The organism is Alteromonas aestuariivivens, from assembly GCF_003367475.1.
Classification (GTDB): domain Bacteria; phylum Pseudomonadota; class Gammaproteobacteria; order Enterobacterales; family Alteromonadaceae; genus Alteromonas; species Alteromonas aestuariivivens.
The window spans coordinates 286,743-305,914 of sequence record NZ_QRHA01000007.1 but is presented as its reverse complement, the minus strand read 5'-3'; the positions used below and the strand labels follow the sequence as shown (position 1 = coordinate 305,914).

The window sequence follows — 19,172 nt, the reverse complement described above, 5'->3', positions numbered from 1 at the left end:
GAATAACGGCGCTTATTGCTCTGACTCAGCTTCTCGATTAACGAGAGTGTTTCATGGAGTCCGACATCAACAGAGCAGAAGCCTTTTTTAATATTTCCTTCTCTAATTCAAGGCGTTCAACTTGCTTTTTCAACTCGCGGATTTCCCGCTGTTCCGGCGTCATCGGCGCGGCCTGAGGGGGTTTACCTGCTCGCTCTTCCCGTAATTGCTTAACCCATTTGCCCAGAGTTGAATAGCCAACTCCCATCGCTTCAGCCGCTTCTTTATTCGTGTACCCCTGGTCAACAACCAGTTGTGCTGTTTCGAGTCGGAATTCAGGACTAAAATTCGAGCCTTTCTTCTTTGCCATCTTGTCACCTAATTTTGTTATGCTGCTATCATAGCAGCTCTAATTAGGTGGCCAAATTCACTATGCCACTACACATCGTAACAGCTCCCCAGTACCAATTAACGGGCAAACACACTAGGTATGCTTGCTATTCCAATTTGAAAGTTGCCTCTCAGACGAGAATCAAATAGTCTGACGGGCGATGATGATTACTCCCGCAGATTACCCTCGCTTGACTTAAGTACCAGAGATAAACAATGAAAAACTATTATAAATACTATGCACTGGTGCTGCTTATCTGTTCTTTTTGCGTTTCATTTTCTATACGCTCTCAGCCAATCATTGAGCTGGATAAAACCCCTGCAGTAACAGCAGGCAAGTATTCCCTGTATTTTCAGGAGTCTGAGCAAAGCAAACTGTCGCTTGCTGAAGCGATGGAGCAATTTGCCTCAACATCGCCAGCTACCGGTTACAGCGAGTCGATATCTCTGGGTATAAGTGTTGCCCCGGTTTGGCTTAAAACCCGTTTACTGAATGCTTCACAGGGAACTGATTCGTTTCGGATAAGTACAGAAACGCCTTGGCTGGATTATATCGATGCTTGGATTGTCCATGATGGTGAGGTGATAGAGCACGTTCAAGGTGGTGATGGGGTTGCGTTTGAACAACGCCCAATGCCCTATCGCTACTTTGCATTTGAAACCAACCTACCAGAAGGTGAATCGGTACTATACCTGCGGATTGAAACTGTTGGCCCCATGGCCATTCCGCTGCGCATATCTACAACCGAGCTGGCTGTAAAAAGGGACATATCAAGTGCTTACCAATACGGTTTTCTGTATGGGATTATGCTCGCGTTAGCCTTGTATAACCTGATCCTCTATTTCAGCGTAAGACTTCCTGAGTATGGTTTGTATGCGCTGTACCTAATCGGATTCGTAGTCAACAGCTTATCTTATACAGGTCAGTTGCACGCCTGGATAACTCCTGATTTCGGGCCATATTTTCAGGATTGGTTAGACATATTTTTGATGATAACGTATTCGATTGCCGGGCTGCATTTCGCACGGCTGCTGCTGCACACAAGGGAATATGCGCCTTTACTGAATAAGATAACCATCGGGATCACAGTAGTCATTCCGTTAGGAATGCTGTTCGGTGCGCTTTCGAATAACCTCACACTAGCTCTGCTATTAGCGTTTTTGCTGAACACCAGTTTTGCGATGCTATTTATAGTAATGGGCATACAGGCACTTAAAAACAACATTGCTGCCGCCTGGCTCTTTCTTGTTTGCTCGGTAACCGCAGCCACCTGCATCTGTATCTCGACGTCAGCGGTAGCCGGCATGCTGCCCTACAACGGCGTGACATTTAAACTCATTGAAATAGGCATGGCGTTTGAAGCGATTTGTCTGGCATTTCTGCTAGCCCAACGATTTCGTTCCGCCGAAGCAGATAAACTTGCTGCCGAAAAAAGTGCCCGTATTGATTCCCTAACCGGCCTGAATAACCGCAGAGGATTTGCTCATATTGCGCAACCGATCTGGCATCAGAAAATCAGAACCGGCCGGGATATCTCGTTAGTGCTTATTGATATTGATCACTTTAAAAAAATTAATGATGACTATGGCCATGCCGAAGGTGACGCGGTTCTAAAAACGGTTGCAACGGTGTTAAAAGAAGGTGTGCGTAAAAGCGATATTTTAGCCCGATGGGGAGGAGAAGAATTTTTGCTCCTGTTAACAGACACTGCGGAAAGCGAAGCGCTGCAGTATGCTGAGCGGCTTCGCTCACTGATAGAAAGCGCCGAGGTACAGTGCGCAGCAGGGACAATCAGGGTGACTGCCAGTCTTGGGGTCTGCGGTACGCAGGCAGGCAAGTTAGATGACAGCCTGGTAGGCGAAAATGATCTGGAGTCGATGATTAATACAGCAGACAAAGCCCTGTATAAAGTTAAAAGCGCTGGTCGAAATCAGGTTTCCTCCGCTAACCTTTTGAAGACAGGCTATTGCTGACACTTTCATCACCAGGTTTTTTCGCTGATAGCCCGGTTTAATAGACTGGGGCATGCAAAATCAAATACCCTATCAACGCAATAGCCTAGGAAAGTCTTTCACTGCGGCCGCGGTCGAACAGCATAATCCCGTGCTTCTACTCCTTTTTGCAAGTCTTAACAGTCAGTTATTGGCATATAACCTGCTTAATTAACCGATTTACTCGTGAGAGGTGTTATTACACCTGCAGTTGCTCAAAGAGAGTGCAAATGGCCGCTTATTTCGCCCCAAAATCTGTCTTCCTACCCATACGGTTCCGCCTTTTCTCCTTATTATGGCTAACTCTACTCGGACTCCCCCCTTCTTCATTGGCACAAGCTGACAACCCGGCGTTTGTGCGTGATCAGGTTGCTGAAGTGATCTATGACCGATGCGAAAGCTGTCATAATGATTACATCTATGACGGCAACTGGTCGGTGGAAGACATCCAGATCAGCGATATTTCCCATGGAAAGAACCTGAAACGATGGGAATCAATCCTGAAATCTGTCGCCATGGGCGATATGCCTCCGGCAGAAAAAAAGCCGCTGACACCACAACAAAAAGCCTCATTATTGCAATGGCTTGAGAACGCATTAAACCGCTACAGTGAACTTAACCCCAACCCTGGCAGGTCAACCATTCGGCGATTAAATCGCAGCGAGTACGCCAACTCAGTAAGTGACTTGCTCGCGCTTGACGTAGACATTACCGGTTTACTGCCCGGCGACGATTCCGGGTATGGTTTCGACAATAATGCCGATGTATTGGGTATTTCAACCACACTGCTGGAGCGCTACCTTACCGTTGCCGGAAAAGTCAGCCGGCTCGCCACGGGCGTAGCAGGTGAAGCAGCCAGTAAAACCAGCTATGTGGTGCCAAAAGACGGCTCGGTTAAAAATAGTGGTGTCCCCTCATTCGATCTCAGAATGAGTGACGACTTGCCCTTGGATTCAAGAGGTGGGGGCAGTTTCGATTTTTACGCCCCAACAACTGGAATTTATGAAATTGCCGGGTTCATCAATGCCAACACCAATAACGAGGTGGATCGCCTGGACATCCACCGCCACAGCTACAGACAGACTCTCGCTGCAGGCAATCACACTATCGGAATGGCGTTTCGTAAACGGTTGGCACTGCGTGAGCATGTACCCACCGTACGAAAAGGCACATCCTATGTAGTATTGCCAGACCGCGAGCCTGAAGAGCTGGAACTGGATTTTATTCTCGATGGCGCCCGTATTCACACAACAAAAGTGCCTTCCTACCATATGTCACCGCGCTTTTCCCAGGCGGCATTCTTACGTGACGTGCTCGAGATTGAGGTGACCGGCCCGCTGAGTAATGGCCATGAAATAACGGCAGCCACCCCGGGTGTCAGCCAAGTGGAGACCGCCAGTACCCGAAAGATATTTGTTTGCTTCCCGGATACCACAGAGACCGCATCGGAGTCGGTTTCCTTCAGAAACAACGCAGAAGCCGAACTGAAGTGTGCCAGACAAATTGTTTCCCAATTGTCTGCCGAAGCGTACCGCCGCCCAACCAATGACACCGATATTCAACCTCTGCTCGGCGTATTTAAGCAAGCAAGACAAGACCTGACTTTCAGAGCCAGTATAGCCACCACAATCCAGGCTCTGCTGGTGTCACCTGGCTTTTTATACCTTCAGGAGCCAGCACCTGAATCGGCTCCGCCAGGAAGTATATACAAAATCAATGACTTCGAGTTCGCTGCACGGTTAGCGCTATTTTTATGGAGTAGCTTACCCGACAAGGAACTTGCAGATGCGGCAGAGAGCGGAAAGCTGAGAGAGCCTGCCGCTCTTCGCCAGCAGATTCAACGCATGCTGGGTTCTGAAAAAGCACAAGCGTTAACGGATAACTTTGCCGGCCAATGGCTGTATCTGCGCAATCTGCCCCACCATTTCCCGGATGTGTTTGAATTTCCGCAATTCAATATCCCACTGAAGTATTCAATACAGCGCGAGACGGAATTATTCTTCACCCGCATATTAAAAGACAATCGGTCCATCTTTGATTTTCTCAATGCTGACTACAGCTACCTCAATGAACAGCTGGCCCTGCACTACGGTATCAAAGGGGTGAAAGGTAACGCCTTTCGCAAGGTCGGTCTAAACCAACAGAGTCATCGTGGTGGCCTATTGGGCCAGGCAAGTATTTTAACCCTGACATCCAACCCCAATCACACCTCTCCGGTTAAGCGAGGCAAGTGGATATTGGATAACCTGCTGGCAGCGAGCCCTCCCCCACCGCCTCCGGATGTGCCAGCGTTGGTCGCAGAACACGATGGCATTGCCCTGTCGGCAAGAGAACAATTAGAGAGGCACCGCACAGATCCCGTTTGTGCAGCATGCCATGTGCGTATGGACCCACTCGGATTGGCACTGGAACAATACGACGCCGTAGGAGCGTACAGAACAGAATACGCGGGGCAGCAGCTTGATGTGACAGCGCAAATGCCCGACGGTACACAATTCGAAGGATTAAACGGCCTGCATTCCGTTCTGTGGGACAGACGGGAACGCTTCGCTCAGGCATTTATCGACAGATTGCTGACCTATGCCCTTGGCCGAGGATTAGAAGCCTACGACCAGCCGACTATCCGGGATATTGCCAGCCTGGCCAAAGCAGACAATTACCGAATGCACAGCATTATTGAGGCGGTTGTAACCAGCACCCCCTTTAACTTTAAAACCGCACCTGAGGCGAAAAATGAACAGCAGCAAATCGCGAAAATACATTAATGCCAGCTTGTCACGCCGCACTTTTCTGAAAGGTCTGGGTGTGACGGTTACACTGCCCATGATGGAATCGTTGCTGCCAGTTGCCGAAGCTAAATCGCTGGAACAACGCCCCAAACGAATGACGGTATTTTACTCACCGAATGGTGTCAGAATGCAACGTTACACGCCCGCTGAAGCAGGTAAAAACTATGCGATGACCCCGATTTTAAAACCGTTGGAAAAAATGCGGGATAAATTCTCCGTGATTTCCGGGTTAGCCCATTATCAGGCCAGTGCATTTGGTGCCCCGCCTGCCGGACATGGCAGAAGCTGTCCGGCATTTTTAACCGGTGCCCACGCCAAAGCCACGGAAGGAGCAGACATCTATTGTGGTATTTCCGCCGACCAGGTGGCGGCCCGGCATTTCGCCCAAGAAACACAACTGGCTTCGCTGGAACTGGGTATCGAGCCCCCCAGTCTGTTAGGAAGTTGCGACATTAACTACAGCTGCACCTATACCAACACCATTTCCTGGAAGAGTCCGACTCAGGCCTTACCGGCCATGGTTGCGCCAAGTATTGTGTTTGAACACCTGTTTGGCGACGGCAATAAAATTGACGAGAACACCCGACAGCTTCGACTGAAACAAAGAAGCAGCATACTCGATTTTATCCATGCAGAAGCAAAACGGGTTAACCGTAATCTGGGCACCAGCGATCGCCACAAAATGGATCAGTTCCTGGAATCAATTCGCGATGTAGAGCGACGAATCGCAAAAGCCCGCGACACATCGATTCAAATGAACTTGGACGGCTTGTCTGTGCCCGCCAACATTCCGTCAGACTATGAAGAACACGTCAGAATTATGCTCGATCTGCAAATGCTGGCCTTGCAAACGGATATGACGCGGGTAAGCACCTTTATGCTCGGGCGTGAGCTAAGCAACCACGCCTACACCAACCTTGGCATTCCCGATGGCCACCATGCACTGAGCCACCACGCCAATAACCCGGACAAAATTGATAAGCTGGTAAAAATTAATGCTTACCACATGCAACTGTTTGCTGATTATCTGGAAAAGATGGCCAGCATTCCCGATGGCGAATCCAATTTACTCGACAACACTTTTGTTGTCCGTGGTGCCTGTATCGGTGAATCCAACGACCATGACCACATGGATCTGCCCATTATTCTGGCTGGCGGCGGGCTTGAAGGTAACCGGCATATCGCGGCAAAAAAACATACACCAATGTGTAATTTACTGCTTTCCGTTCTGCTGCAGATGGGCGTACCTGCGCAAAGTTTTGGTGACAGTTCAGAGCCGCTAGCCGGTTTGATAGCCTGAAGGAGTATTTGTGACTTTGAACATAATGTTAAACAAAGCAGCAAAGACATTGCTTTATGCTCTGATTATTACGAGTGCGATTGGGTGCAATAATCAGTCGGAACCAGTCACTCCTGCTCCCCATTTAACCAGCCAGGAACACGACATACTGATGCTGAAAGCAAAGCGGGCCATTTTGGAACTGGACCGGGTTCTGGTTGATGCGATCAGCACCAAGATAGATGTAAATCGTGCCCTTCCAGACCATTCATCTCTTCTGGCGTGGGCTGTCGAAGCGCAGGATCCCAGTCTGGTTAACCTGTTACTTGAGAAAGGCGCGATTGCCAAAACGGGCAACGGCAACCGCTTTAGCCCCATTGTTCAGGCCTGCAGGTATGGCAACTCTGAAATCATCAATGCTTTATTGGACCACGGAGCCGAGCCAAACAGCGTTATTGAGGATGGCACCAGTGCTTTCCAGTTGTGCGCTGGTTCAGCACTGGTTACAGACCTGGCGCGGATGGTCAGCCTTGGCGGCAAAGTCTCCGCCGCAAATGAGTATGGCCAAACCGCAGTAATGTTTGCGGCTAATTCTGGTAACACCGACAACCTGCTATACCTTGTCGATGCAGGCGCCAGCATTAACCGCCAAACCAATGAAGGGTACAGCCCGCTGTTTTTCGCCATAAAGAGTCATAACCTAAATACCATTCAAGCGGCGATATCTGTCGGCGCCGATTTGTTCGCTGCGGCCCAGGATGGAACAACCGCAACGCAACTCGCGGTGTATACCGCGAACTTTGAATTTTTAACCTGGTTTGCGGGAGAGATGGATTCGCTGATGCGCCCCGAAGCTGTCAATGCTCTGTTAACCGCGTTTGATCGCAATGGCGATCAGTTGCTGCATGCCGCAGTGAATGCAAATCAGGCAAGCCTTGTAGCGGCCTTAATGAAACTGGGTGCAAACCCCAATTCAGTGAGTGAAGATTCACAACTCAGCTGGCGTTACGAAGCAAATTTTAAAACTGAGAGCTACACGCCTCCCCGGCTCACCCCAATTGAAATCGCAGAGCAAAATGATTTCACACAAATTATTGCGATTTTACGTAACTCAACTGAGGGCGTGAGTTCAGGCAGTTAATTGGCCAGATAGGGTAATCGGAATTTGTTTGTTGGATTTTGCACAGCGGAACGCTGTAAACTCTTTTAAGGAAAAAATGATGCGGAATTGTGGGTACGGGGTTTGACCTTTGCCAACGAATCCCCAATACAATATGATTTTATTCACACGGAGGTTGAATGAATAATGTCACCGCAGCCCTAATGTTGCTTTGCTCCTTTTCGTCATTTGCCAGCATCCCAAATGGTCGGCACATCGTCGTTGACGGGCGAGCACAAGTCTCTGCAATACCAGATCTCGCCGTCTTACACTTCAACGGTGAAACGATTAGGGGCACCAAAGTCAGCGCGACAGATATGGCTCGCATGACGATATAGAAACAATCCAGGTTTCCGGCTCCAGAATCGAATCAGAAACGTTTCAGCCTGGAAAATACCTTCAGGAAAACATCATATTTTCTGCATCAGTTCATGTCGTCTTTGATCTGGAAGTAGATTGAATTTAACCCGTTCGTATTCTGGCACCTGGCAATTCGCCTCAACCAGTTGGCATCGGGTCGTCCAAAGCTGCTCCCAAATTATTGAGCTACACTTTGTCTAAAGTGTTACTTGACTGGTGTTTTGAAATGAACGCTCAATTTAGAATACTGTTACTGACTATTATTACGTTCACACCTGCTTCAGCGCTGGCCGTTGGTGCTCTCGCAATTGACGGTAACCAGGGAGGCCAATATGGCTTTTCCTACGATTATGATAACGTTGCTGATGCAAAAAACAGGGCATTGCGTGAATGCGGATCGGGTTGTTACATAGTACAAGTTTTTGAAACTGGCTGTGCCGCCTATGCAGCAGATCAGGCACAAGGCAGTACCGCGTATGGATGGGGAAAAGCATCTACCAGCAATGAAGCAAAAACCATAGCACTAAGTTATTGCAGAGAATATGGTGGCCGAAATTGTATTGTCCGGGTTTGGGGGTGTAACTCCAAGTAACCCTCCTTTGCCATTTCTCACACTTTGAAGAAGCTTCAGGGCTTGGCGGTGGTATTGCGCTGACTCAGTTCGTCTCGATATTGCCTTGGAGTGGTTGAAAACTGCTTCTTGAACTGGGCTATCAAATGGGACGGGCTGGAAAAATTCAGTTCGTAACTGATTTGCGTGGTCGACTGATTGGTCTGGCTCAGCATTCTGGCCGCGCTGTAAAGCTTGTGACGCAAAACGTATTCAGAGAAGTTACAACGGAAAACCTGTTTGAGCTGTTCCTCCTTTGCCGGCTTGGCGTATTCTACAATCCACAGTACCAACAACTTGAGCATGAGCAGTCTTTTGTCACTCATGGGGTTCTGCTGGTAACTCTCATACAGCCACAAACTGCAGATGGTCGGCCTGTCCCAGGGCTACGACAATATTGTCGTGCGCCATGAGCAGGACGATGCAAACAAGTTTTCGGTCTGGTATTTTAAAAGCGAACAGTTACTGGCTGTCGATGCAGTCAATAACACCAAAGCCTACGTTTTAGGTACTAAACTTATCAAAAGCGGGCAATGCATTGACAAGGATAAACTGGCCAAACCGGAGGTGGAGTGCAAACCCGCCAACTTACTCAGGCAGTAACGTGATTTTATGACAACCAGTGCTCAAACAACGGCGCCTGCAACAGAGCTTAACAGCAGGCTGCCGGAGCAGGCAGAAAGGCAATTGGTCGAAGAAGCGCCCATTGCCATCACCCTGAATGGCATTCATTTTTCGGTCATGCTGGCAAGCCCCTATGATTTGGAAGATTTTGCTTTTGGGTATCTTTTGTCTGAACGGATAATCCACGACCGGATACAAATTCGTGATGTGGAATCCTCCCCTCTTGAGCAGGGCATTCAATTGAATGTCACCCTGTCTAACCGTCAGTTGCAGCAGTTCAAACATCAACAGCGTCAACTTAAAGGCACGTCAGGCTGTGGCCTGTGCGGAAAGCAGGCAATGGCGCTGGCGTTCCCGGTGCTGGACAAACTGCCACTGCGCCCCTGTCTGCCCAAACCGCGCATTCAACAACTGAAATCCCAACTTTCCAGCTGGCAATTGCGTGCAAAATCCAGCGGTGCCATGCACGCGGCGTTTTGGGTAAACGGTAACGGGGACATTCTGAGTTGCCGCGAAGACATCGGCCGCCATAATGCCGTTGACAAGCTGATTGGCCACGGGCTTCGTAAAGGTTTCGACCGTCACAACGCCAGTATTCTGGTTACCAGCCGCTGCAGTGTGGAAATTGTGCAAAAAGCCATACTGTGCGGCGTGGCCACCCTGATCAGTTTGGCGTCGCCGACCCGGCTGGCGGTAGAATACGCCCGGCAGCACCATCTGAATCTGGTTCACATTCCCAAAAAGGACGCTCCCTCACTGTATACCGCAGGAACGTTCGAATGACAGGCGCAAAAGACAAACAGCAGCAAGCCCGCAAAGCCGGTGGTTTTGCCTCGGTGAAGTCCACCATGTTGCGCCTGCTGGAAAGCAAGAAAGTCCGCGAAAATGTAAAAAACCTGCTCAGAATGAACAAGGACAAGGGTTTTGACTGCCCGGGTTGTGCCTGGGGAGATGCCCCGGAAGGCTCGATTCAGTTCTGCGAAAACGGCGCCAAAGCCATCGCCTGGGAGTCCACCAGCAGAACCATTGGCGAGGCTTTTTTTGCCCGCCACAGCGTCAGCTATCTCAACAGACAAAGCGACTACTGGCTCGAGTACCAGGGCAGGCTGACCGAGCCGCTCAGATACAACAAAAACACTGACCGTTATGAGCCAATCAGCTGGCAGGCCGCCTTCACACTCATTGCCGATAAGTTAAACGCATTGGCGTCGCCGGATGAAGCGGAGTTTTACACCTCTGGGCGTGCCAGCAATGAAGTCTCGTTTTTGTACCAGTTAATGGGCAGAACCTTCGGCACCAACAACTTTCCGGACTGCTCCAACATGTGCCACGAAGCCAGTGGTGTTGCGCTAAATGCGGCAATCGGTGTGGGCAAAGGCACAGTCACACTGAGCGATTTTGAGCACGCCGACGGCATTTTCGTATTCGGGCAAAACCCAGGCACCAATCACCCCAGAATGCTCAATACCCTGCGCAAAGCCGCCAAACGCGGATGTAAGATTGTCAGCTTCAATAACCTCAAGGAAGTGGGTTTGCAACGCTTTGCCAGCCCACAGGTGGCCAGCGAACTGCTGACATCCGCAGCCACTGCCATCAGCCACAAATATTACACCCCAAAACTGGGCGGTGACATGGCGGCAGTTCGCGGCATGGCAAAGCACCTGCTGAATACCGGAGCCCCTTTCAATCAGGCATTCATCACCCGGCACACCGGCAATGTCGAACAATACCTTGCGCAGCTGCATGCCACCAGCTGGCAGCACATTGAGCAACAATCCGGCCTGACCCAGGCCCAGTTAGCCGAAGCTGCCGAGTTGTTTGCTTCCTGCAACAACGTGATCAGCACTTGGGCGATGGGCATCACTCAGCACAAACATTCCGTTGATACCATTCGTGAAATCACCAATCTGCATTTGCTGTTCGGGCAAATTGGCCGGCCTGGTGCAGGGCTTTGCCCGGTCAGAGGCCACAGCAATGTGCAGGGTAATCGCACCATGGGGATCAACGAAAAGCCAAACGCCGGGTTTATCACGCGCCTGGAGCAGACCTTTGACCGCACCTTTCCGACACAAAGCGGGCACAACGTTTACCATGCACTGAAAGCCCTGCATGAGAAGCGCAGCAAAGTACTCATTTGCCTGGGCGGAAACATTGCCGCGGCAGCAGCCGATTCCGTCTTTACCCACCAGGCGGTGCGCAATGCAGAGCTCAACGTACAAATTAGTACCAAGCTCAATCGCAGCCATCTGCAGGTTTCAGAAGAGGCGCTGATTTTACCCTGCCTTGGCCGGACCGAGCTGGACTCGACCTCTTTGGGTGAGCAGCAAATTACCGTCGAAGATACCTTCAGCATGGTGCATGCCTCCCAGGGCCGTACCCCGCCGGCCAGCGAACACCTGCGTTCCGAGGTCAACATCATCGCCAACATTGCCCATGCGACGCTGGGCAATCATCCGGTAAACTGGCTGGAACTGGCGGATGATAACAGCAGAATTCGCGCCCTTATCGAGCAGTCTATCGAAGGGTTTACAGGCTTCAACCGCAACCTCAAACAACCCGGCGGATTTTATCTCGGCAACGCCGCTGCAAGCCTTGAATGGAAGACCCGGTCCGGGCGGGCCGAATTCAGCGCCGCACCGCTGCCTGAGAGCATTTTCCCAATGGCAGTCAGCGAAAAAATAGAACAACACAAGCACAGCGTTTTTACGCTGCAAACTCTGCGTTCACACGATCAGTACAACACCACCATCTATGGCATGGAGGATCGCTACCGGGGTGTTTCAGGTGATCGCAAGATACTGTTTATCAACCCGAAAGACGCACAGCGACACAAGCTTAATGACGGTGACAAAGTGAACATCACCTCAATCTGGCAGGACAACGTCACCCGGCAGGTCACAGGATTCAAACTGGTTTATTACGACATCCCGAAGGGTAACCTGGCGGCGTATTATCCGGAAACCAACCCCCTGGTACCCATCGACAGTATTGGCGATCAATCGTTTACGCCTACCTCAAAATCGATTGCGGTGGTGATAGAAAAAGCCACTTTCTCCGCAGACACGATTGCGGTGTCTGCCAGATAACCCTCCCGCGTATTAAGCTGATCTAGATGAACGGGAATAGCTTCAAATTTACCAAAAAGTTTTAATAGTACCCATAGAGCCAAAAACATTAACGATATGAAATGGCAGTAAGCTAATCAGACAAAACAAGATTGCTAACAAGGAGCCTCAGTGGATATTTGCTTTAGGCGCGGTGATGACCTCCACAGGGCAGCCCAATTAACATTTAAAAACATGCATCAGTACTATCAGCAGTTCGCTCCGGCATGGGATGTAGCAAAAGTCTTTGAAGTCACCAAAAATTTGAAAAATTACGACCTTTTATTCCAGGGTGAAGTGGCGGGCATAATGAGGCTTCAGTTCGAGGCAGACTGTTGCTACCTGAGGGATCTTCAGGTAACACCAACCCTGCAAAACAAAGGTATTGGCAATGCAGCAATACATGAAGCGAAACGCCAGGCATTGGATGCCAAAATGAATACTGTCCAATTACGGGTATTCTAAATCAGCCCGGCAATAGCACTGTATAAAAGGCATGGCTTTGTAATTCAAAGCGAAGATGAACGTTTTTACAATATGGCGGCACGAGTCACCTGATAATGCTATCAACTCGCTTATAACTGTTCACCTGCCGGTAAATCTTGTCGCTCTGATTCCGACAAGGTACTGCCGAGCGAGGCAATAATTACCAATACAATGGCCAACCACTGCCAGACCGTTAACTGTTCGGCCAGAATAAGAAACCCGGCCAGGGCTGCAATAGCCGGTTCCAGGCTCATCATTACGCTAAAGTTTTTGGCTGGTAAATTGCGCAGTGCCACCATTTCAAGGGTGTAGGGTAAGGCGCTTGATAGAATGGCTACCATGATCCCAAGTGGTAACACCGCCATACTTAAAAGCGACGCACCATGGTTGATAATGCCGGGCGGCACCATCAGAATGGCCCCGGCTGCCATGCCAAGAGCGACCGTGCTCCCCCCGGAGCCCTGATTACCTGTTTTTTTGCCAAATAAAATGTAGCCAGCCCAACACACACCGGCACCTAACGCAAGTGCAACGCCTACCGGGTCAAGCCCCTGTGTGCTGGTCATGTCGGGCAGCAAAATCAAAATACCTGCAATGGCACAGGCCACCCAGAACAAATCACGTTTACGGCGTGAACTTAAAAGAGCAACGGCCAATGGCCCAGTGAACTCCAGTGCAACACCTATGCCGAGGGGAATTCGTTCAATAGCACAGTAAAAAGTCAGGTTCATACCACCTAAACAAGCACCGTAAATGAAGATACTGGGCCAGGTTGCTTTATCAGGCAGAGCACGCCAGGGGCGAAACACCAGACACAGAATCAGCGCTGAAAAACCAAGGCGTAAGCTGGTAGTGCCATCAGGCCCGACAAGCGGGAAAAGCTGTTTAGCCAAAGATGCACCAGACTGAATTGTGACCATGGCAAGCAACACACACAGAGTTGCAGTGAGTAAAACACGAGGTTGTGGCATGAAACTATGGGCAGGGCTGGAAAGCGGGCTATTTTAGGTGTGATTTCCAGCAAGGTAAATATCTGTATTATTCGCTCAGACCTGCGCGTACAGTTACCCGAGTTTTCGTTGCCTGTGTCGATTCTCTGTGTGACAGCCCAGCGTTACAACAAACACCGCCGTGTGCTATTGACTCACTGCCCTTGTTCCTGGTTTACAACATACGCTCTGACGCTTTCCTGCTCGTTGGAATCATTTCGGGAAACAATAGCAATGGCATCATCAACGTCGCTCATATTTACTGGCATGTGTGGAACGCCCGCGGGGATATATATAAAGTCGCCTTGCTTGTTAAAGCATGACTCTTTGAGATTTTCCCCATAGAACGTTTGAACATCGCCTTTGAGAAGGTAGATTGCCGTTTCAAAACCTTCGTGATAATGCGGTTTTGCACGTGCTCCAGCCGGGATAATCACAACATTCATAGAGATCGCGACCGAACCTGCAGTATTTTCAGAAATCCCCACATAATTTGGTAGCTTTTGTAATGTCTCGACAGGGATTTCAGGCCTAACAGTGACTATCTTCTTTTCAAGCTCGATCATTACCTTCAACCTTGGATAGGGCCCATAGAGGACTTTGAAGCGACAAAGTCAGCTCCATTTCTTTGAATTAGACTAAACGCCGCTCAAAAAATGCGCAACGAATTTCTTTAATTGAATAACATCACAAGTCAGTTAGGTAATGGGCTTGCAGACTTTACCAGGCCGCACTGACAACCCAGATCTAAATCTTTCTAATCCAGATATTTCTAAAGCTGATGTCGCTGCCATGATCCTGTAAAATCAGCGGCTCACAACCGTGGGGCTGAAAATACTCCGGCTTCCCCTAATGAACTGTGGTGCCCTGTATATCAAAGTGATCCTGCACCAGCACTCCGTTGTGCAGCACCTGTTTCCAGTCATCCCAGGTACCTGGGTTTTCGTTAATGGTAATCGGCTCATTCGGGAAATGGGTTGACCCCCACGGAATCACGCTGTTGCGATAACTGTAACCGAGAATATCCACCGCATCGGCATAGCCACTGACATGACTGACCTGGGGCAGGACCATATTCGCGGTGGTCGGGCGGGTGGTATCCAGCTCTTTAACCCAGCCATTTAGCTTTTTAGCCGCGTCGGCCAGGATATACTGGCCTTTTTCGGGTGTCTCGTAACGGGCCTTCCTTTCTTCCGGCGTAAACTTGGGAGCGGCGTCCAAGAAAATGAAGGTAAGCCGGAAATGACCCGCCGCAGTCTTGCCCGGGTCATCGCAGGTAGATTTCTATCAGGGCTGAGTGGAAGTAAGTGTTACGGTTCCGGTGGCAGCCCACTCGGTTCCCCGGATCAGCGATTGCAAAAAGCTGTCGCTTTCAATTGCTGGTTTACCATGCCCAAGAGTGCTGTGAAAAACCCGTCCATCGAAATAGTCGATGGTCATTAACACGGGTTCATGACGCCCGAAGCCCTTAAAGGCAGGATCATCATAGGCGGTTGCCAGCACGGTTAAATTTTGTGCCGGGCCACGAAGCCGGTTGTAGAGTTCGTCCTGTGCATGCATAAAACTCTCTGGCAATCCTGCCACAACCGGATGTTCATAATTTTGCAACTGAATTTCAAACGGATGCTGCTGACCATGGCCTCCCCCCTGCCCTGGGCTGGTATCCACCACCTGTTCCCCGGCATCGCTGAAATACACATAAGGGCCGCTGTTTTCATTGCGACCACCCCAGCCACCTAGACCAATCATCTGGTTAAACGCCGGCCAGTCAGGAAAGGAATTATCCGCCGCATGGAACACCACCAGCCCACCACCGTTTTTCATATAGGCTTCAAACGCCTCGCGGGTAGCTTGTGGCCAGGGAGCCGCCTTCCAACCAAAATTTGAAATAACCACCTGGTAATCAGCAAACACCGGGGCAAATTCCGGGTCGGTTTGAGGCTCTTTTACCGCGGTGTAGGTTTTACCATCATCCAAGCCATAATCCGCCAGCCAGTTCTCGCCCTTCCAGGTATAGCGGGAACGATAGACGTCCACGCTGAATCGCCCCGTGGCTTCCAGTTCCTGTTTAATTTTAGCGGTCGCCCAAGGCCAGACCTCGTGGTTGTTCTGACCATCCACAATCAGTACTTTCAGTGGCACATCGGACAGTGCTGCCGATGGTGAAGACTGGCATCCGCTCATCCAGACAGCGATCATCAAAACCATCATTAATTGCAAAGCTGTTTTCACATCAACTCCTCTGCCCGGTAGGGCGTTGTTCGATCGCGGGTTTGTTCCCGAATTTGCTCAATATCCAGCGGGGTAATGGGCTCTTTAGTACCGGCACTATCACCCCAAGTGTTGCGGATGTAAATGGCCACAGCCGCCAGATCCTCATCATTTAAATCGACACGGGCCGAAAAGCCGGGCATCACCGCACTGGTCTGCCAGCGTCTTCCATTCCCCCATATGGGCCCGCTAAGCCCGTGCAAAAGAACCCTGGCCAGCCGTTGTTTTGGGTCTAATACCCACTCGCTGCTGCGAAAGCTTGGCCCCAGGGCGGCATACACCGCATGCTCATAATCCGGATCGGCAAATTGCATCAGATACTGCGCCATGGTGCCGTGAGCCTTATCCGGCAATACATCACTCATTATCATGGCCGTTTGATGCACATGCACAGACGAATGTTGATCAAACAGATGGGCGAGGAGATCCATGTTAACGGCCGGCAATCCGTTCAGGGTCCAAAGCCCGTTGATGATGGCGCGAGGATCCTGACTGCCCCGGAATGGTTCCAGGATGCCAAGTTAGGAATTTACACCCACTGGACGCCGACGACGGAAAAATTTCACTGCCAGCCCTGGCAGCCAAGGCCTGACATTTCGTACTAGACGAAAACCCGTGCTGAACCCAGCGCGGGTTGCGATTTCGAATTGCATTTCCAAACCAGCACACACAGGGGCGGCAAACCGTCTGTAATCCCATTCCGTGAGAGGGTTTCCGCCCAAGCCTCACTAAACTGTGCTAACCGGATTCAACTTTGGCTGGCGACCTACGGAGACCCTCATGGCGAAAAACGTAACCGATGCAGTAAAACAGCTTGCCAGTCTGCTCGATTTCATCACGTAAACGCTCATACCAGCGCTCCGCGAGTATCACGCAGTCTTTTGGGTTTAACTGTGCATTGGCGACACCAGAAAGCTTAAGTCGGGCTAACTCTATTTGGTTGTGAGCATTTTCAATATGAGCAGGAAATACCCGCTTTGCTTCTGTGAGAAACTTGGTGCGAAGTGAACGCTTGAATTCATGTTTCTGAATGACCGGAAATACGTCCTTTGGGACTGCCATTCTGAAGTAGTAGACACCGGATTTTGGGTCTCTGTAGGGACTAGCCATATTACTCATTTGTACCACCACTTTGTACAAGTTAGTGGTTACATCACTTTTCTCTGACGCTAGAAACGACAAGGCCCCGCGCTCTGCAGGGCCTTAACGGTATTTGGCGGAGAGAGAGGGATTCACTCGCACCATCCATGGTACTCGCCCTGCGGGCAGCCTGTGGCTGTGCCAAACGGCGTTCCTGCCGTTTGGTCGAACCCGGCGAGGCTTCTCATACCTCTTTCCCGAGAAACAAAAAACCGCCTCAAGGGCGGTTCTTTTGTATCTGGCGGAGAGAGAGGGATTCGAACCCTCGATACGCTATTAACGTATACACACTTTCCAGGCGTGCGCCTTCAGCCACTCAGCCATCTCTCCAAATTGTAACCACAAGCAATCAATACTCACGATTTTAAAACTTGCTCAAACCTGTATTCGGAAGGTTTTTTGTCGAGCGCGCGTATAGTAGGGAAAGTCGCGCGCTGAATCAAGAAAATGTCACCAAAAACTGTTTAATTGCCGGTTTATTAAGCGTTCTGGGCAGCCTTTTGTTGCAATTTGGCGGAAAAGTCCAGCATCCGGTTCAGTGGGACCAGGGCTTTTTGACGCAATCCTTCCTCAACAAAGATTTCGTGCCCCTCAGAACCTTCAGAAAGTGCGTTGTAAATCGCCTCTAGGCCGTTCATCGCCATCCAGGGGCAATGAGCACAACTTCGGCATGTTGCGCCGTTACCGGCGGTAGGAGCCTCAATAAAGGTCTTGTGCGGCGCCAGTTGTTGCATCTTGTAGAAGATACCTTTATCGGTAGCTACTATAAACTTTTCGTGAGGCAGTGTTTGTGAAGCCTTAATCAGTTGACTGGTTGAGCCGACAGCATCTGCCATCTCTACCACACTGGCCGGTGATTCAGGGTGAACCAGAATGGCGGCATCCGGATAAAGGGCTTTCATGTCTTGCAGTTTCTGAGCCGAAAACTCATCGTGAACGATACATTCACCCTGCCACATCAGCATGTCAGCACCGGTTTGCTTGGCAATGTACGCCCCCAGATGACGGTCAGGCCCCCAGATAATGGGTTTACCCAAACTATCAAGATGCTCAACAATTTCGAGCGCGATACTGGAGGTAACCACCCAGTCAGCACGGGCTTTCACTGCTGCTGACGTATTGGCATACACCACTACCGTATGATCAGGGTGCTGATCACAGAATTCACTGAACTCCTTGACCGGACAGCCCAGATCCAGCGAACAGGTTGCTTCCAGCGTGGGCATCAGCACCTGCTTTTCAGGGCTGAGTATTTTGGCGGTTTCTCCCATAAAGCGCACACCGGCTACAATGAGAGTCTGTTCCTGGGCATCACGCCCAAAACGGGCCATTTCCAGCGAATCTGCGACACAACCGCCAGTTTCTTCAGCCAGCGCCTGGATTTCATGATCGGTGTAGTAATGAGCCACAAGCACGGCATTGCGCGCTTTCAGCAATCGCTTTATCTCCGCCGTTAAACTTTGCTTGCGCTCTTCAGAGAGCGACTCAGGCTTTGGAGGAAAAGGATAGTCTATTTGTTCTACTCGAAAAGCTACTGTCATTTCTGTATCGACCCGGCTGTCTACAACGGCGGAATTATACCCGACTGTCATAAAAATTTCACATGCTAAAATTGCCTGCACAGTCAGGGATTACAAGGGTTGCAACACCTCATGGACTGGGTATTGAACTGACTTGGAACGAAATGAATGCCTATCCCCCGTTTATGGGGTAGAGCCTAGAGCCAGTACTTGAGATATCTTGAAAAGAGAGAAGATGGTGGGTCGTGCTGGATTCGAACCAGCGACCAATTGATTAAAAGTCAACTGCTCTACCAACTGAGCTAACGACCCATCTCTTGGATTCGGAAAACGGCTTCTGGGAACCAGGGAGCGATGGTGGGTCGTGCTGGATTCGAACCAGCGACCAATTGATTAAAAGTCAACTGCTCTACCAACTGAGCTAACGACCCTTCGCTTTCCGCTTGTTGCCATGCCTTGGCAACGGCGGCATATATTACT

The 19,172-nt window shown here is 50.1% G+C and carries 18 protein-coding genes, 3 tRNA genes and 1 pseudogene; 10 read left to right on the top strand and 12 right to left on the bottom strand.

The features are described from left to right. Positions 1-349, bottom strand: a pseudogene (locus DXV75_RS11745) (transposase); the annotation flags it as partial. Positions 350-585: 236 nt separating this feature from the next. Between DXV75_RS11745 and DXV75_RS11740 the strand changes: the two are divergent. The 5 genes from DXV75_RS11740 to DXV75_RS11715 all read left to right on the top strand — a co-directional run bounded on the left by DXV75_RS11740 (position 586) and on the right by DXV75_RS11715 (position 8,540). Beyond that, entirely contained in the window at positions 586-2,343 is a 1,758-nt protein-coding gene (locus tag DXV75_RS11740; protein WP_115593589.1) for a sensor domain-containing diguanylate cyclase, read from the top strand. A 347-nt stretch (positions 2,344-2,690) separates the two neighbouring features. Continuing rightward, positions 2,691-5,126: a DUF1592 domain-containing protein gene (locus DXV75_RS11735; RefSeq protein ID WP_181898413.1), complete on the top strand. Its 2,436-nt coding sequence runs from the start codon at positions 2,691-2,693 to the stop codon at positions 5,124-5,126. Beyond that, positions 5,095-6,450: a DUF1552 domain-containing protein gene (locus DXV75_RS11730; protein ID WP_115593587.1), complete on the top strand. Its 1,356-nt coding sequence runs from the start codon at positions 5,095-5,097 to the stop codon at positions 6,448-6,450. The genes DXV75_RS11735 and DXV75_RS11730 overlap by 32 nt, the downstream gene beginning before the upstream one ends. A 10-nt stretch (positions 6,451-6,460) precedes the next feature. After that, the gene (locus DXV75_RS11725) at positions 6,461-7,570 is read left to right on the top strand and encodes an ankyrin repeat domain-containing protein (RefSeq protein ID WP_147291829.1); all 1,110 of its coding nucleotides are present in this window, start codon (positions 6,461-6,463) and stop codon (positions 7,568-7,570) included. A 580-nt stretch (positions 7,571-8,150) separates the two neighbouring features. Next, positions 8,151-8,540, top strand: a complete 390-nt coding sequence (locus DXV75_RS11715) for a DUF4189 domain-containing protein (protein WP_245953189.1) — start codon at positions 8,151-8,153, stop codon at positions 8,538-8,540. A gap of 35 nt (positions 8,541-8,575) precedes the next feature. Here the strand turns inward: DXV75_RS11715 and DXV75_RS11710 are convergent, their stop codons facing one another. Beyond that, entirely contained in the window at positions 8,576-8,884 is a 309-nt protein-coding gene (locus DXV75_RS11710) for a helix-turn-helix domain-containing protein (protein WP_115593583.1), read from the bottom strand. A gap of 40 nt (positions 8,885-8,924) precedes the next feature. Here DXV75_RS11710 and DXV75_RS11705 point away from each other — a divergent pair, with 40 nt between their 5' ends. From DXV75_RS11705 to DXV75_RS17305, 4 genes are all read left to right on the top strand, one after another. Beyond that, positions 8,925-9,161 carry an oxidoreductase C-terminal domain-containing protein gene (locus tag DXV75_RS11705; protein WP_115593582.1) on the top strand — a complete coding sequence of 79 codons (237 nt, stop codon included), beginning with the start codon at positions 8,925-8,927 and terminating at the stop codon, positions 9,159-9,161. 9 nt (positions 9,162-9,170) lie between these two features. Continuing rightward, a complete protein-coding gene (gene fdhD / locus DXV75_RS11700) occupies positions 9,171-9,965 on the top strand; it encodes a formate dehydrogenase accessory sulfurtransferase FdhD (RefSeq protein WP_115593581.1) in 795 nt (264 codons plus the stop codon). Continuing rightward, positions 9,962-12,268 (top strand): FdhF/YdeP family oxidoreductase, encoded by a 2,307-nt coding sequence (locus DXV75_RS11695; protein ID WP_115593580.1) that lies wholly within the window; start codon positions 9,962-9,964, stop codon positions 12,266-12,268. The genes fdhD and DXV75_RS11695 overlap by 4 nt, the downstream gene beginning before the upstream one ends. Before the next feature lie 213 nt (positions 12,269-12,481). Next, positions 12,482-12,751, top strand: a complete 270-nt coding sequence (locus DXV75_RS17305) for a GNAT family N-acetyltransferase (protein WP_342767311.1) — start codon at positions 12,482-12,484, stop codon at positions 12,749-12,751. A gap of 110 nt (positions 12,752-12,861) precedes the next feature. Here DXV75_RS17305 and DXV75_RS11685 read toward each other — a convergent pair whose 3' ends face one another. The 5 genes from DXV75_RS11685 to DXV75_RS11665 all read right to left on the bottom strand — a co-directional run bounded on the left by DXV75_RS11685 (position 12,862) and on the right by DXV75_RS11665 (position 16,463). After that, positions 12,862-13,743 (bottom strand): EamA family transporter, encoded by an 882-nt coding sequence (locus DXV75_RS11685; RefSeq protein ID WP_115593579.1) that lies wholly within the window; start codon positions 13,741-13,743, stop codon positions 12,862-12,864. Between the two features lie 173 nt (positions 13,744-13,916). After that, positions 13,917-14,327: a cupin domain-containing protein gene (locus tag DXV75_RS11680; RefSeq protein ID WP_220272523.1), complete on the bottom strand. Its 411-nt coding sequence runs from the start codon at positions 14,325-14,327 to the stop codon at positions 13,917-13,919. Positions 14,328-14,610: 283 nt separating this feature from the next. Beyond that, positions 14,611-14,982: a hypothetical protein gene (locus DXV75_RS17300; RefSeq protein WP_115593578.1), complete on the bottom strand. Its 372-nt coding sequence runs from the start codon at positions 14,980-14,982 to the stop codon at positions 14,611-14,613. Positions 14,983-15,048: 66 nt separating this feature from the next. Next, positions 15,049-15,993 carry a ThuA domain-containing protein gene (locus tag DXV75_RS11670; RefSeq protein ID WP_245953185.1) on the bottom strand — a complete coding sequence of 315 codons (945 nt, stop codon included), beginning with the start codon at positions 15,991-15,993 and terminating at the stop codon, positions 15,049-15,051. Then, the gene (locus DXV75_RS11665) at positions 15,990-16,463 is read right to left on the bottom strand and encodes a c-type cytochrome (protein ID WP_147291828.1); all 474 of its coding nucleotides are present in this window, start codon (positions 16,461-16,463) and stop codon (positions 15,990-15,992) included. The genes DXV75_RS11670 and DXV75_RS11665 overlap by 4 nt, the downstream gene beginning before the upstream one ends. On the opposite strand from DXV75_RS11665, the gene DXV75_RS17325 reads away from it, so the two are divergent. Beyond that, entirely contained in the window at positions 16,413-16,637 is a 225-nt protein-coding gene (locus DXV75_RS17325; RefSeq protein ID WP_483964192.1) for an alpha-L-fucosidase, read from the top strand. The genes DXV75_RS11665 and DXV75_RS17325 overlap by 51 nt on opposite strands. A gap of 133 nt (positions 16,638-16,770) precedes the next feature. Here DXV75_RS17325 and DXV75_RS11655 read toward each other — a convergent pair whose 3' ends face one another. The 5 genes from DXV75_RS11655 to DXV75_RS11635 all read right to left on the bottom strand — a co-directional run bounded on the left by DXV75_RS11655 (position 16,771) and on the right by DXV75_RS11635 (position 19,123). Next, on the bottom strand, positions 16,771-17,142 hold the full coding sequence (locus DXV75_RS11655; protein ID WP_147291827.1) for a DUF6538 domain-containing protein: 372 nt from the start codon (positions 17,140-17,142) through the stop codon (positions 16,771-16,773). Positions 17,143-17,411: 269 nt separating this feature from the next. After that, a tRNA-Ser gene (locus DXV75_RS11650) sits at positions 17,412-17,502 on the bottom strand. Between the two features lie 149 nt (positions 17,503-17,651). Continuing rightward, positions 17,652-18,713 (bottom strand): quinolinate synthase NadA, encoded by a 1,062-nt coding sequence (gene nadA / locus DXV75_RS11645; RefSeq protein ID WP_115593617.1) that lies wholly within the window; start codon positions 18,711-18,713, stop codon positions 17,652-17,654. Between the two features lie 215 nt (positions 18,714-18,928). Then, positions 18,929-19,004 (bottom strand) — tRNA-Lys (locus DXV75_RS11640). Between the two features lie 43 nt (positions 19,005-19,047). Continuing rightward, a tRNA-Lys gene (locus tag DXV75_RS11635) sits at positions 19,048-19,123 on the bottom strand. Positions 19,124-19,172 lie beyond the last annotated feature (49 nt).

Coding starts and splice junctions, on each gene's coding strand:
- DXV75_RS11655 (WP_147291827.1), bottom strand. CDS start 17,142: ATGGCTAGTCCCTACAGAGACCCAAAATCCGGTGTCTACTACTTCAGA.
- DXV75_RS11695 (WP_115593580.1), top strand. CDS start 9,962: ATGACAGGCGCAAAAGACAAACAGCAGCAAGCCCGCAAAGCCGGTGGT.
- DXV75_RS11740 (WP_115593589.1), top strand. CDS start 586: ATGAAAAACTATTATAAATACTATGCACTGGTGCTGCTTATCTGTTCT.
- DXV75_RS11685 (WP_115593579.1), bottom strand. CDS start 13,743: ATGCCACAACCTCGTGTTTTACTCACTGCAACTCTGTGTGTGTTGCTT.
- DXV75_RS17305 (WP_342767311.1), top strand. CDS start 12,482: ATGCATCAGTACTATCAGCAGTTCGCTCCGGCATGGGATGTAGCAAAA.
- DXV75_RS17325 (WP_483964192.1), top strand. CDS start 16,413: ATGCACATGCACAGACGAATGTTGATCAAACAGATGGGCGAGGAGATC.
- nadA (WP_115593617.1), bottom strand. CDS start 18,713: ATGACAGTAGCTTTTCGAGTAGAACAAATAGACTATCCTTTTCCTCCA.
- DXV75_RS11705 (WP_115593582.1), top strand. CDS start 8,925: ATGGTCGGCCTGTCCCAGGGCTACGACAATATTGTCGTGCGCCATGAG.
- DXV75_RS11665 (WP_147291828.1), bottom strand. CDS start 16,463: ATGGATCTCCTCGCCCATCTGTTTGATCAACATTCGTCTGTGCATGTG.
- fdhD (WP_115593581.1), top strand. CDS start 9,171: ATGACAACCAGTGCTCAAACAACGGCGCCTGCAACAGAGCTTAACAGC.
- DXV75_RS11710 (WP_115593583.1), bottom strand. CDS start 8,884: ATGAGTGACAAAAGACTGCTCATGCTCAAGTTGTTGGTACTGTGGATT.
- DXV75_RS11730 (WP_115593587.1), top strand. CDS start 5,095: ATGAACAGCAGCAAATCGCGAAAATACATTAATGCCAGCTTGTCACGC.
- DXV75_RS11680 (WP_220272523.1), bottom strand. CDS start 14,327: ATGATCGAGCTTGAAAAGAAGATAGTCACTGTTAGGCCTGAAATCCCT.